Source organism: Parabacteroides sp. (assembly GCF_977054455.1).
In genome coordinates this window covers 40,268-54,404 of record NZ_CDRTCT010000033.1, presented here as the reverse complement: position 1 = coordinate 54,404, position 14,137 = coordinate 40,268, and the positions used below count along the sequence as shown (strand labels likewise).

Below are 14,137 nucleotides of genomic sequence, written 5' to 3'. Positions count from 1 at the left end.
CAGCTTAATGATTTTGTCCATATTTTTGTTTGCACTTATAATATAGACTTTTATTTTTTAAGCTGTGCTCTTTTATTAATTAAATACACAAAAAGTAACCATACAGCAAAAGTGAACAAGACCCATTTGATTTAAATGGGATAGAAAATCGTATTAGATGCAGTAGTAGTTTCGATTCAGACCAATGGCTTTCTGAAAGATCGTACAATAAGGGGATGAAAAAAAAGGTTCACCCGATAATCATCGGGAAGAACCAGAACGGGTACAAAATAAAAAAGGCCATCTTCACAGACAGCCAATCTTCATTGTTAACCTTAAATCTAATACCATGAAAAACACGATGCAAATATAGAGAGTTTATGTTATACAGCATACTAATTCCACAAAAAAGAGCATTTCCTTAACCTGATTTAACTATTCTATGTTTTACAACATAGTTTTCATGCACTTTTGGCTTAATCATGCCCGGCACAGGCAACGGTTGCACCGTCATTGGAACGGCCTACAATGCCGAATAAAAACGATCCAAACAAAAAGGCGACTGCCCGGATGGATAGTCGCCCCTTTCCTATCGATCTTAATGACCGGGAAATCAAACTTACTTGTTGAAACGTTCCTTCAATTTAGCCAGCATATCCTGAGTCATGGAATCCAAGTCGTATTCCGGTTTCCAGCCCCATTCCTGACGGGCACATGTGTCGTCCAGAGAGTTCGGCCAAGATTCTGCGATAGCCTGACGCAACGGATCTACATCATATTCCATCTGGAAGTCAGGAATATACTTTTTGATGTTACTGTAGATAATTTCAGGATCGAAGCTCATGGATGCGATGTTGAAAGAGTTACGATGAACAAACTTCGTAGAATCGGCTTCCATAATTTCGATAGCTGCACGCAGGCCGTCCGGCATATACATCATATCCATGAATGTACCCTGCTTGATCGGACATACGAACTTCTCGCCTTTGGCAGCAGAATAATAGATATCAACGGCATAGTCGGTCGTACCGCCACCCGGAGGTGTCACATAGGAGATAAGTCCCGGAAAACGTACGGAACGGGTGTCGACGCCGAAACGGATGTTGTAGTAGTCACTCAACAACTCGCCTGAAACTTTCGTAACACCGTACATAGTACGCGGGTTACGGATCGTATCCTGCGGAGTCTTGTCCTTCGGTGTGTTATTGCCGAATACGCCGATTGAGCTCGGAGTGAATACCGCACAATGCATTTCACGGGCGACTTCCAATACATTAAACAAACCGCCCATACCGATTTTCCAGGCAAGCTGCGGTTTCGCTTCTGCAACGGCAGACAGCAATGCTGCCAAGTTATAAATCGTATCTACCTTATATTTTGACACAGTCTCAGCAATCTGCTGTTCGTTTGTAATGTCGACAATTGCAGAAGGTCCCGATTCCAGCAGTTCGCCCTTAGGCTCCTGTCCGGGGATGTAACCTGCTACAATGTTTCCACCGTAGATACCTCTCAACTTCATGGTTAACTCTGATCCAATCTGACCGGTAGAACCAATTACTAATACATTCTTCATTGCGTTTGATGTTCTTTTAAGTTTTTTCGATGGCAAAGGTATAGAGAATAAAAACATTCCGGTATGAATTTCTTGTATTTTTTTAGCCTATATATTCAAAAAAAATATGACCTTTGCCGCATCGACAGACAAATCAGAGACAAAGAAAAACTGGTTTCAAGCATCATACATTGCCACTTGTCTGCGATAAAAGAGATATAATTGTCAACTTAATTAAAAATACTAACAAAAAACAAAGTTATGTACGGTAAACTGAAAGATTTCCTTACTCAGGAATTGGCAAACATCAAAGCTGCCGGATTGTATAAGAACGAGCGTATCATCACCACTCCTCAAAGAGCCGACATCAAAGTAAACGCAGGAAGCGACGTTTTGAACTTCTGCGCAAACAACTACTTAGGCCTGTCTGACAACCAGCGTCTGATCAAGGCTGCCAAAGAAGCGATGGACACACACGGATACGGCATGTCATCCGTCCGTTTCATCTGCGGGACGCAGGATCTGCACAAACAGTTGGAAGCCGCTATCTCCGACTATTTCAAAACCGAAGATACGATCCTGTATGCTGCCTGCTTCGATGCCAACGGCGGCTTGTTCGAACCATTGTTCACTGAAGAGGATGCGATCATCTCCGACGCATTGAACCATGCTTCCATCATCGACGGCGTACGTCTTTGCAAGGCAAAACGCTATCGTTATGCCAACGCAGACATGGCCGACCTGGAACGTTGCCTGCAAGAAGCCCAGGCACAACGTCACCGCATCATCGCAACAGACGGTGTATTCTCTATGGACGGAAACGTGGCTCCGATGGACAAGATCTGCGAACTGGCTGAAAAATACGATGCCTTGGTAATGGTCGACGAATCCCACTCCGCCGGTGTCGTAGGCCCGACAGGACACGGTGTGGCTGAACAATATAATGTCTACGGAAGAGTCGATATCTTCACCGGTACGTTAGGTAAGGCATTCGGCGGCGCTATGGGTGGATTCACAACCGGAAAGAAAGAGATCATCGACATGCTGCGCCAGCGCTCCCGTCCTTATCTGTTCTCCAACTCTGTCGCCCCCGCTATTGTAGGCGCCAGCCTGGAAATGTTCAAGATGCTGAAAGAAAGCGACGCTTTGCATACGAAACTGATGAACAACGTCAGCTACTTCCGCGAAAAGATGCTGGCTGCCGGTTTCGACATCAAACCGACCCAGTCCGCTATCTGCGCCGTTATGCTGTATGACGCTAAATTATCCCAGGATTTCGCTGCCAAGATGCAGGAAGAAGGCATCTATGTAACCGGTTTCTACTATCCGGTAGTACCGAAAGACCAGGCACGTATCCGCGTACAGTTGTCCGCCGGCCACGAAACAGAACATCTGGATAAAGCAATTGCCGCATTTATCAAAGTCGGAAAAGAACTGAACGTAATCAAGTAAGTTTGTTTTCAGCAAATACAAGAGGCGAGGATCGGAAACGGTCTTCGCCTTTTTCATTAAAATGGGCTATTCTTCAAAAGAAAAGAATTACCTTTGTCCTAATCACAAGTAATTTTTATGCAACTCAGTAACTATCATAGTCATTGTACATTCTGCGACGGGCGCAGTACACCGGAAGATTTTGTCAAATTCGCCATTTCGCATGGATTCCGCGCTTATGGCTTTTCTTCCCATTCACCGCTCCCGTTCGAAACATTCTGGAACATGTCGAAAGACGATATGCCCGAATATCTGATGGAAATAGAACGGCTGAAAAAGAAATACAGCGACCGGTTGGAAATATATGTAGGGCTGGAAATTGATTTTCTGGACGAGAGCTATAACGCATCCATCCCCTACTTCCGCAACCTGCCGCTCGATTACCGCATCGGCTCCATCCACTTTCTGCCGGTCGCACAACCGCTCGCAGAAAGGAACATGGTGTGCATCGACGGCTCTTTCCGGGAATACAAGAAGTCTGTCGACACCTACTACGACGGGGATATCCGCAAACTGGTCGCCCATTATTTCAACTCCACGCAGCAAATGATCGAAGCAGGCGGGATCGACATCGTCGGCCACATGGACAAAATATACATGAACGGCCACAAATGTGACGGCTTCGACCTGCAAGCGGACTGGTATCAAAGGCCGCTCAACGACTGCCTGCACCTGATCGCCGAAAAAGGCCTGATGGTCGAAGTCAACACGAAGAACCTCGTGAAGAAACAGGAGGTCTATCCGCACACCGCCTACCTGCACCGCCTACGCGAGCTGGATATTCCGGTGATGGTAAACTCAGACTGCCACTATCCCGACCTGGTGAACGACGGACGTGCGGAAGCATTCGAACTGCTGAAAAAGGCCGGGTTCAAATCCACCCGCGAACTGATCGGCGGACAGTGGCAGGATGTGGCGATCTGACGCATTTGTAACGCTATTGTAATACGTATTTCATTTCATCGAAATACAGAAATACGTCCTTTGCAGAAATAAAATTGTATTTGTAATAAAAAAGAGACAAAGATTATGGATATGCCGAAGATTCTTGTAGTGGACGATGAAGAGGATTTATGCGAAATCCTCAAGTTCAATCTTGAGATAGAAGGGTATGAAGTAGACACGGCTTTCAGTGCCGAGGAAGCGTTAAAGATGGATATAGCCTCCTACCAACTGCTGCTTTTAGATGTCATGATGGGTGAAATATCCGGATTCAAGATGGCCAGCATCCTCAAGAAAGAAGAAAAGACGGCCGATATCCCCATCATCTTCCTGACAGCCAAGGACACTGAAAACGATATGCTGACAGGCTTCAACTTGGGAGCCGACGACTACATATCCAAGCCTTTCTCCATCCGTCAAGTGGTGGCACGCGTGAAAGCCGTGCTGCGCCGCACATCAGACAAGGAGAAAGCGCCGGAAAACGAATGCCTCAAATATGAAACTCTCTCACTCGACACGAAGCGCATAAAAGCCTCCGTAGACGGACAGGAAGTCCCGCTCACCAAAAAGGAATTCGAGATACTGAAACTCCTTCTTGAAAACAAAGGAAACGTGTTCTCGCGCGAGGAGATCCTTTCCCGGATATGGAAAGACGAAGTATATGTGCTCGACCGCACCATCGATGTAAACATCACCCGCCTGCGCAAAAAGATCGGGCCATACGGCAAAAACATCGTGACGCGGCTCGGCTTCGGATACTGCTTTGAAAATTAAAAATTGAGAATTAAAAATTAAAAAATAAACGAACGGGCACTTATTCTTACATTCCAAGATGATTTCTTACTTCTTAATTTTTAATTTTTACTTCTTACTTCTTAATTCTTAATTTACCCCATGGTCAAGATAGAATCAACGACAAACAGCAGAATACCTTTCAGCCAGCGACTTTTCTGGTCGATATTCGCCATGTTCCTGGGGTTCACGGCTTGCTTCCTGTTGTTCCAGTATCAGCGGGAACGGGAGTTTGCCCAGGAGAAGTTGAATTGCGTATTGGGAAATTACAACTACCAGCTGTTCCGCCGCGCGCAGGAGGCCGAGGACCTCAGCCGGGTGGTCCACCGGTTCATCGGCGACATCCCCCAAAAAGATCTCCGCGTGACCATCATCGACCCGGCGGGGAAAGTGCTGTTCGACAACAGCGGCGCCGAAGAATTCAACAACCATAACGACCGCAGCGAGGTGCGCAAGGCACGCCTCTACAACGAAGGGTTCGCCATCCGCTCGTCCAACTCGACGGGCAAACGCTATTTCTACACGGCGACGAATATCGGCGGGTATATCTACCGCTCCGCCCTCCCCTGGGACCCTTACACACAGCGCGTACTGACGATCGACAAGGATTTCATCTATTTTATGGCGTTGATGACGCTGATATTTTTCTTCGTCCTCTCCCGCTTCACGTTCAGCATCGGGCGGACGATCTCGAAGCTGCGCGACTTCGCCCTGAATGTGGAGAAAGACCGCATACCGGAGAACGAATATATCTTTCCCAACGACGAGCTTGGAGACATATCGAAGAATATCGTCGGGCTTTACCACCGCCAGCAGAAGGCCAAGGACGAGCTTTCGATGGAACGCGAGAAGCTGATCAAGCATTTCCAGTACGCAAAAGAAGGTTTCGCCATGTTCACACCGGAAGGCAGGGAGATATTGTCCAATATCCTGTTCGTACAGTTCGCGAACCTGATTTCCGACATGCAGATACGACAGTCGGAAGACGCGGTCGACATTCCGGAACTGGAACCGATCCATCTGTTCCTCTCCAAAAACATCCCGAACACGAACCGCAAGCGGAAAGTGTTGCGCGAATCGGTCACGGTGGACAAGAACGGAAAGATTTTCCTGATCGAATGCATTCTGTTCCTCGACAACAGCTATGAGATATCTATCAACGACATCTCCCGCCAGGAAGAAGAGAGCCGGATGAAACGGCAGCTGACGCAGAACGTGGCGCACGAGCTGAAAACTCCTGTCAGCAGTATCCAGGGTTATCTCGAAACGATCATCAGCAATCCGCAGCTGCCGGACGACAAACGCCAGTTCTTCCTCGAACGCTGCTACTCGCAAAGCACACGACTCACGGGACTGCTGCGCGACATCTCGGTGTTGAACCGCCTGGACGAGGCCTCCGAAATGTTCGAGCTGTCGGAAGTAAGCATCCCAAAGCTGGTCGACGAGATCGAGAAGGAATGCTCGAAGGAGATGGAGGAAAAGAAAATCACGACAGAGGTGGTCCTTCCGGGCCACCCGACGGTCTTTGGCAACTATTCGCTGCTCTATTCGATCTTCCGCAACCTCTACGACAATGCGATCGCCTATGCGGGCGAGGGCATCCGTATCACGGTGAGTTGCTACAAGGAAGACCCGAAGTTCTACTACTTCAGCTTCTCGGACAACGGCGTCGGCGTCGCGGAAGGGCACGTGAACCGCATCTTCGAACGCTTCTACCGCGTCGACAAGGGCCGTAGCCGCAAGGCCGGCGGGACCGGCCTGGGGCTCTCCATCGTCAAGAACGGCGTGAACTTCCACAAAGGACAGATCTCCGCCAAGAGCGGGTCGGGCAAAGGAATAGCGTTCTTCTTTACTTTAAAGAAGAGAATTTGACTCCGTGAAGATGTGTCAAAAGAAAATCCTGCTTACAACAGACATAATTTAGGCACGGATTACGCGGATTACACGGAAAGAGAATAAATTCATCCGTGTAAATCCGTGAAATCCGTGCCTGAAAGATCGTGATAAAGGAGTTTTGAAACACCTCCACTACTCCTTCACGCTATCCACCGGATTCTCATTCGCCGTGCGCCAGTTCTGGAAGGAGACGGTCAGGAAGGTGACGAGGAAGATGACGCCGAAAGCCAAGGCGAACACCCACCAGTAGACAGGCGTACGATAGGCGAAATTTTCGAGCCAGCCGGCGGCCGAAAGGTAAGCGACCGGTGTGGCAAGGAGGAAGCAGACCACGACGATCATAAGATACCTGCGGTTAAACATCAGCAGGATATCCGCCACCGTCGCCCCGTAGACCTTGCGGATGCCGATCTCCCGCCGCCGGTACTGCGTCTCGAAGATCACCAGTCCGAAGACACCGACGACCGAGATCAGGATCGCCAGCAAGCTCGCCCCCGTCACCATCTTCTTCACAAACTCCTCGCGGTGGTACAGCCGGTTATAGAGCGCGTCGTAGAACTCCACCTCCAACGGATAGGAAGCATCCAGCCCCGCCACCACCTCGCGAAGGCGTTCGACCGCCTTCGTCACATCCGCCCCCGCCCTGAGACGGATATAGGCATAGCTCAACCATTGGAAGTCATTGCCGGGCGAGACGCAGAAAGCGATGTTCCGTTCCTCCTCCCGGAGCGAAGTCAGCGCCACATCGCCTATGAAACCGGTGATCCGCCCCGGTCCCCACCCCATGTCGATCATCTCCCCGACTTCGAGATTGTTCGCCCGTCGAGCCGTCTCGTTGAATATAAAATGGAAATTGCCATCCTCGTCGTCCGACGGCGAAAAACCATTGCCATCCGTCACCCTGATCCCCATCACATCGAGGAACGAAGGGGAGACATTCAGGAAGAAACCGGGGAAAGCCTCTTCCTTGTGCGTAAACTCGTACGTCGAATAGGCATCCTCGCCCCCGACCTTCTGGGCGGAGAAAGCGACGCCTTCTATATCGGGATATTTCATCAACTGGTTGGTAAAAGCCTCCTTGTGCCGGGTGCACAGGTCGCGGCTAAGCTCGGTGATCATGATCTGGTCACGGTCGAACCCGAGCGCATAATGGCGCATGAAATAGTTCTGCAACTGGATGATGCACGCCCCGACGATCAGGGCGATGGAGACGATATACTGGAAGCCGATCAACGCCGTGCGCAACCGCCGCCCGCTCCGCGACAGCCCGAAACTCCCTTTCAGCACCAGCGCGGGCGGGAAAGAGGTGATATACCAGGCCGGATAGATACCCGCCAGAACCCCCACCGCCAAAGCGATCGCCCCCGTCCACAGCACAATCGGCAGGTTCGACAGCAGACGGATATCCGCCTCCACGAACGACAAGTATTGTCCCCTGTCCAGCAAACAGACCCAGACGAGCGCCAGGAGATAGGCCATCAGGCAAATCCCCGCCGCCTCCACCAGCAATGACAGACGGAGCGTCGCGTCCGGGCTCCCCAACACCTTCTGCGTGTTGATGCTCCGGATGCGCATGGGGGTAAGCGCCGTACTGAAATTCATGTAATTGACCGCCGCGATCAGCAGGATCAGCCAGGCAATGAGGAAAAGCAGGCGCACCGTCTCCGGGCTTTGCGTCCTGAGCGGACTGCTTCCCCAGACGTCCTGCATATTCATATAATGAAGATCTTCAAGCGGCAGCAACCGGAGGTGCAGATGTTCGCATCCCCAGATTTGCGAGAAATCGAACGTCCGGTTGAAATTGTCCTCCACCGCCCTGGCAGATTCGGAACTATCGAGGAGCAAGTAACAGAGCCAGTTCGACCCGCCCCACTCGGTAGGTTTGCGGTAAGGGGCGTCGATCGCGGAGTAGATCGTATTGCCCAGCTGTGTATTCTCCGGGAAATCGCGGTAGACGCCCCCCACCGTCAGGTCGCGGCCCACCTTCGTCCAGACGTTCTCCTTGAAATGGATCTGCCGCCCTACAGCCGGTTCGCCTCCGAACATCCGCCGTGCCATGCTCTCCGGGATAATCGCCTTTTCGGGATCGGCAAGGCAATCCTTGTCCCCTTCGACAAAAGAGAACCCGAACACATCCACGATGGCGGGATGGCAAGTCGTCACCTTCTCGCGAAAACCTTCCGCCTCGCTCCCCTCGCCTACCGAGAGGTAGTTCCGTTTGTCATACGGAGTGATCATCGTCCCCGCCTCGATATGGGGAGAAGAGGCGATCAGCACGTCGGGAAAAGCGCCGGGATAGATCACGCGTCCGTTCGCCATCACACTGTCGCAGAGTTCGGCCAGGAAGATCCGCCCCGCCTTCGGATGGCAACGGTCGAAACGCCGGTCGTAGTCCACCTGCATCATAATCACCAAGAATGCTGTAAAGGCAACAGACAGGCCTATGACATTCAGCCCGGCCGCCATCCGGAAACGTCTGAGGACGCTCAGGAAGTTGCGTAAAAGTGTTTTCATCACTATTTTATTTTTAATTCTTACTTATATTATATGTTACTTTTGGCTTGATCCAAAAGTAACTATTCCTTCACGCTATCCACCGGATTCGCATTCGCCGCCTGCCAATTCTGGTAGGTGACGGTCAGGGCGGTGACTAAGGCCACCACTAAGAAGGCGAGGGCGAACGTCCACCAGTAAACCGGCGTGCGGGAAGAGAAATTCTCCAGCCACTTCTGTACACCGTACCACGCGAGCGGTGCGGCAATGACGAAGCAGACCGCCACGATACGCAGGTAAAACAAGTTGAACATCGCCAAGATCTCCCCTACCGTCGCCCCGTGCACTTTGCGGATGCCGATCTCCTTGCGCCTGTACTGCGTCTCGAAGACCACCATCCCGAACACGCCGACGATCGAGATCACGATGGCCAACAGCCCGAAAAGGCTGATCATCATCTTCAGGTATTGTTCCTTCTGGTACAAGTGATTGAAAACATCGTCATAGAAACGGATGTCGAACGGGTAAGCCGGATCGATGTCCGAAAGGGTACGGCGAATATGCCCGACCGCCTCCTCCACATTCGTGCCGCCTTTCAAGCGGATGTAGGAAACATGCATCGGCCAGTCGTTCACGACAAATGCCACATCCGCCTCCGGCCCCTCCTTGCGGAAAGAAACGGCCCGCACATCGCCCGCGAAACCGGCTATATACCCGTTGCCATTTCCGGACAGTTCGTGCCCGACCTCCATCTGCATACGTTCGCGAGCCGAACGGTTATAGATATAAGTGTCCACCGAGTCCCTTTTGGCATCCGCCTCCATGAAATCGCGCCCTTCGGTAACGGGGATTCCCATCACCCGGAGAAAATTCCACGACACGGGGATCATATAGGTATAAAACTCCTTTCCGTCATACTCCATCGGCAGCATCGAGTAGGCATCCGACCCGCCCATGACCGACGCGGCGAAAGCGACATCTTCTATCCCCGCATATTCCTTCAATTTGGAGACATACACATCCTTATGCTGCTTCGCGATCGTTTGAGGCAGTTCGACGATCGCCACCTGGTCCTTGTCGAACCCTAAGTTGAACGTGCGCATGTAGTTGTTCTGCAACTGCACAAACATCGCCCCGACGATCAAACCGATCGAGACGATATACTGGAAGCCGATCAACACCGTGCGCATCCTCCGTCCGCTCCGCGACAGCCCAAAACTGCCTTTCAACACCAATGCAGGCGGAAAAGAGGTCATATACCAGGCCGGATAGGCGCCTGCCACCACCCCGACCAGCACGGCGACCAGCAGCATGCCGCCCATCAACGGCAGATGGTTCTGAAGCAACGTATCAGCCTCGACAAACGACAGCCACTGCGATCTGTTCAACAAGAAAACAAGCAGGAAAGCGACGAGTGAGGCCAGCACGCTGATGCAGACCGCCTCGCCCACCAACGACCGGCGCAATTCGGCAACCGAACTGCCTAACACCTTCTGCGTATTGATGCTTCTCATTCGTATCGGAGCGAGCGACGTGCTGAAATTGGTAAAATTGATCCCCGCAATCGCAATGACCAGCAAGGCGACGAAGAAAAGCAGGCGTACCGTACCGGCATTCCCACATTCGAAAAAGTCCGGCAACTGCCCCGGCATATAATAAATGTCCGTCAACGGAACCAGTTCTATCCGAGTGCCCTCATCACAACCATGCCCTTTGAAATCGAACGATTGGTTGAAGTTGTCTTCCACCACCTGCTGCGCATCGGGACTGTCGAGCAGCATATAGCCGATAAAATTCTGGGAAGTCCAATCATTCTCAAACATCTTGTTCACCCGCGTGTACAGGCAATTATCCAACTGCGTGTTCCCCGGAAAATCCCGATAGACCGCTCCGACCGTCAGGTCGCGAACGTCTCCTTTAAAATAAACCCGTTCCTCCAGATGCAGCCTCTTCCCGATGGCCGACGTTTCGCCGAACATCCGCCGCGCCATGCTTTCCGGCATCATGGCCATTTCGGGTTGTTCCAGGCAACGCGCATCCCCGTCGATGATCGTAAAGCCGAACACCTCGGCTAGGCCGGGATAGCAACCTCTCAACAATTCGGTGAACCCTTCCCGCCCGTTCTCCTCCCCGACGGTCATGTATTGCCTACGGTAATCGATGGTCAGCAGCGTGGCCGCCTCGATATGGGGCGACGATCGGTAGACGGCATCCGCAAAGGCACGGGGCAGAATAGGGGCAAACATATCCTCCTCCATCTGCAGCCTGTCCAGGCGGACAATCCGGTCGGCCGTCGGATGGCAACGGTCGAAGTTGCGCTCATATTCGATCTGCATCATAATCACCAGAAAAGCGGCAAAGGCAACGGAAAGTCCGGCAACATTCAATAACGTAGCTATCTGAAATCGTCTGATAATGCTCATGAAATTACGCATAAGTGTTTTCATCACTGATTGTATTTGTTTTTATTTGCCTAATACTATGCAAAAATTATGCCATTAAACCTAAACAACTGAACAACAATATTATACCAAAACAGTTTCATTCTACGTCTGTCAAAATTATAGACAGGTGTGTCCAAGATTTTGACAGTTCCGCACCACCGCCCCCTGTCCTCCCGATTTTTCAATTGTTCTTCACGCTGTTCACCGGATTCTCATTTGCCGCATGCCAGCTCTGGAAGAATACCGCCAGGAAGGAAATGATGAGGCAGAACAATCCGGCGGCGATGAAGATCAGCGGCGTGAGCGTGATCCGGTAGCTGTAGTCCGCCAGCCATTGCCGCATGAAATACCAGCTCAGCGGCGTCGCGATCACGAACGCGATCCCGACATACGTCAGGAAGGTGCCGACGAGGCGTACCAGGATCCCGCGGTTGTCCGAACCGAACACCTTGCGGATCGCCACCTCCTGCGAGCGTTGCTGGATGAAATAGGTCGACATCGCCAACAGCCCCAACAGCGAGATCAGGATCGCAATGCAGGCGAAGATCACCACGATCTTGGTCAGACGGATCTGCGACTCGAAATGCTCCTGGATGCCTTGGTCGATAAACTGCCCTTCGAAAGGAACGCCCGCCACCTCCTCGAAGACCTTGCGCACCGACTCGTACGCCTTCATCGGATCGCCCTGCACCTCGATCACGTAGCTCCACGGCCACCAGCCCGACTCCGTCTTCCGGAAACGGAACATCACCGGCGAATTTTCCTGCGTGATGTCTCTCAACTGGAAATCACGGATCACCCCTAAGATAGGCTTCATATCTTCGTTCATCTTGAAAGAAGGAGCATCTTCCGGCAATTCCATCTGCTTAAAGGCCAGTTCGTTCAGGTACCAGCCTCCGTCGGCATCGGCCAACCGGTTGTCCGACTTGATCTCGAAACCGAAGATGTGGAAAGCGGCGCTGTCGACCTGCACTTGCTGGAAACTGAGCGATTTGCCTTCGTATATCCCGCTCAGGTTGTTCGTCCCGCTCGAAGGCGTCCCGTTGCTGTGGCCGACAGCTTTGACCATCGGAAGCTGGCGCAACAGATCTTCCGCCCGTTCCATCTCGCTCTCCGTACGGAAAGAGTTTTCCGATTCGATGATGTTCGTCGTGTTGTAGCCCAACGGTGCATGGATCAGATGGTCGATCTGGAGGTACATCGTCAGCGAAGCGGTGATCATGGCGATCGTGATCACATTCTGGAACGTGATGAAGAACTTGCTGAACACCATCTTCGTCTGCCGGCGGAACGTCCCGCGCACCACGTCGATCGGCTTGGCCGACGAGATCATCACGGCCGGAAGCAATCCCGACAAGGCGCCCGTCAGCACGATAAACAGGAGGATCGCCCCCATCCAGAGCGGCGTCGCCAACACGTCGAACGTCAGCCGCACCTGCAGCAGGTCATTGGCAAACGGCAGCGCCGCCTTGGCGAGCAACAGCCCGATGGCAAACGAAACGACTGTCAGGAAGGTGGCCTCCAGCATCAACCGCAGGAACAGTTCCACACGCGAAGAACCCAAGAGGCGGCGGGTCGCCATCTCCTTCGCCCGCTGCCCGGCCTGTGCCACCGTCAGGTTGATATAGTTGATGATCGCGAAAATCAGGATCAGGATGCCGACGGACATCAGGACCAATGAAAAGCGCCTGTCGCCCTGGTTCAAGCTGTGCGACTCCGTGTTTCCGAAATAGATCTCCGAAAGCGGGACGACGCGCACCTCCTTTGCAAATTCCATCTTGTAAAGCCAATACCGCTCCTTGAAAAAGCTCATTATTTCGTCTGTCCGGGCCTTCAAGTCCATCCCCGGCTTCAGCAACAGGAACGAGACGCACGAGCCGGCGTTGCCCGGATTCGTCTTCGACAACGACTGGTTGAACTCCGACACCCGCTCAATACGCACTAACAGGTCCGTGCTCGGAATCACCGAACGGTTGATGTCTTCCATGATGCCGGTCACCGTGACATTGGTCGAATCGTTGATATGCAAGGTCTTCCCGATCGGAGTGTCGGTACCGAAGGCCTTCCGGGCAAAGCTTTCCGAAACAACCGCGCTGTAGGGATCATCCAAAAGCCGGTCGCGGTCACCATCGAGCACCTTGAACGAAAAGAGGTCGAAGAACGTCGAATCCGCATACACGATATCGCCCGTCAACTTCTTGTCTCCATAAAGAATTTGTTTATTCTTCCCCTGGTCTATGACGACCGGGCAGACTTTCTCGATCTCCGGATACCGTTCCTCCAACCAATAAGGGACGGGAACGGCCGATTCCAGGAATATTTCATTGCCGACGGTGACGATCCGCTCGTAATTCGTCTGCTGTTTGTCGATGTTCAACTCCCGTTCCACATACACCGCGATCAGGATCACGAACATCAGCGAAACGGACAGCCCGAAGACGTCGATCGCCGTATATCCTTTGTTCCTGCTCAGGAACTTCAGGAAAGATTTTATATTTAACAGATTGTTCATAGTGTATTCCATTTATAATTCATCACTCCATATCCA

At 51.8% G+C, this 14,137-nt stretch carries 8 protein-coding genes; 4 read left to right on the top strand and 4 right to left on the bottom strand.

From position 1 onward, the window contains the following. Window positions 1–598: 598 nt before the first annotated feature. Window positions 599–1,552, bottom strand: a complete 954-nt coding sequence (locus ACW6QF_RS15850; RefSeq protein WP_298547389.1) for an NAD-dependent epimerase/dehydratase family protein — start codon at window positions 1,550–1,552, stop codon at window positions 599–601. A gap of 240 nt (window positions 1,553–1,792) precedes the next feature. Here ACW6QF_RS15850 and kbl point away from each other — a divergent pair, with 240 nt between their 5' ends. The 4 genes from kbl (at window position 1,793) to ACW6QF_RS15830 (ending at window position 6,628) form a co-directional block, all read left to right on the top strand. Continuing rightward, window positions 1,793–2,983: a glycine C-acetyltransferase gene (kbl, locus tag ACW6QF_RS15845; protein ID WP_005642511.1), complete on the top strand. Its 1,191-nt coding sequence runs from the start codon at window positions 1,793–1,795 to the stop codon at window positions 2,981–2,983. Between the two features lie 117 nt (window positions 2,984–3,100). Continuing rightward, window positions 3,101–3,946, top strand: a complete 846-nt coding sequence (locus tag ACW6QF_RS15840) for a histidinol-phosphatase (protein ID WP_456088524.1) — start codon at window positions 3,101–3,103, stop codon at window positions 3,944–3,946. Window positions 3,947–4,051: 105 nt separating this feature from the next. Beyond that, the gene (locus ACW6QF_RS15835; RefSeq protein WP_456088523.1) at window positions 4,052–4,738 is read left to right on the top strand and encodes a response regulator transcription factor; all 687 of its coding nucleotides are present in this window, start codon (window positions 4,052–4,054) and stop codon (window positions 4,736–4,738) included. Between the two features lie 909 nt (window positions 4,739–5,647). After that, window positions 5,648–6,628, top strand: a complete 981-nt coding sequence (locus ACW6QF_RS15830) for a sensor histidine kinase (protein WP_456088525.1) — start codon at window positions 5,648–5,650, stop codon at window positions 6,626–6,628. A gap of 156 nt (window positions 6,629–6,784) precedes the next feature. Here the strand turns inward: ACW6QF_RS15830 and ACW6QF_RS15825 are convergent, their stop codons facing one another. The 3 genes from ACW6QF_RS15825 to ACW6QF_RS15815 form a co-directional block, all read right to left on the bottom strand. Beyond that, window positions 6,785–9,166, bottom strand: coding sequence for an FtsX-like permease family protein (locus ACW6QF_RS15825; protein ID WP_456088522.1), 2,382 nt, complete (start codon window positions 9,164–9,166; stop codon window positions 6,785–6,787). A gap of 62 nt (window positions 9,167–9,228) precedes the next feature. Continuing rightward, entirely contained in the window at window positions 9,229–11,592 is a 2,364-nt protein-coding gene (locus tag ACW6QF_RS15820) for an FtsX-like permease family protein (protein WP_456088521.1), read from the bottom strand. A 178-nt stretch (window positions 11,593–11,770) separates the two neighbouring features. Then, window positions 11,771–14,101, bottom strand: coding sequence for an ABC transporter permease (locus ACW6QF_RS15815; RefSeq protein WP_456088520.1), 2,331 nt, complete (start codon window positions 14,099–14,101; stop codon window positions 11,771–11,773). Between the last annotated feature and the right edge of the window lie 36 nt (window positions 14,102–14,137).

Bases quoted from the DNA above. Each gene is read 5' to 3' on its own strand.
- ACW6QF_RS15850 (WP_298547389.1), bottom strand. From the start codon at position 1,552: ATGAAGAATGTATTAGTAATTGGTTCTACCGGTCAGATTGGATCAGAG.
- kbl (WP_005642511.1), top strand. From the start codon at position 1,793: ATGTACGGTAAACTGAAAGATTTCCTTACTCAGGAATTGGCAAACATC.
- ACW6QF_RS15840 (WP_456088524.1), top strand. From the start codon at position 3,101: ATGCAACTCAGTAACTATCATAGTCATTGTACATTCTGCGACGGGCGC.
- ACW6QF_RS15835 (WP_456088523.1), top strand. From the start codon at position 4,052: ATGGATATGCCGAAGATTCTTGTAGTGGACGATGAAGAGGATTTATGC.
- ACW6QF_RS15830 (WP_456088525.1), top strand. From the start codon at position 5,648: ATGTTCACACCGGAAGGCAGGGAGATATTGTCCAATATCCTGTTCGTA.
- ACW6QF_RS15825 (WP_456088522.1), bottom strand. From the start codon at position 9,166: ATGAAAACACTTTTACGCAACTTCCTGAGCGTCCTCAGACGTTTCCGG.
- ACW6QF_RS15820 (WP_456088521.1), bottom strand. From the start codon at position 11,592: ATGAAAACACTTATGCGTAATTTCATGAGCATTATCAGACGATTTCAG.
- ACW6QF_RS15815 (WP_456088520.1), bottom strand. From the start codon at position 14,101: ATGAACAATCTGTTAAATATAAAATCTTTCCTGAAGTTCCTGAGCAGG.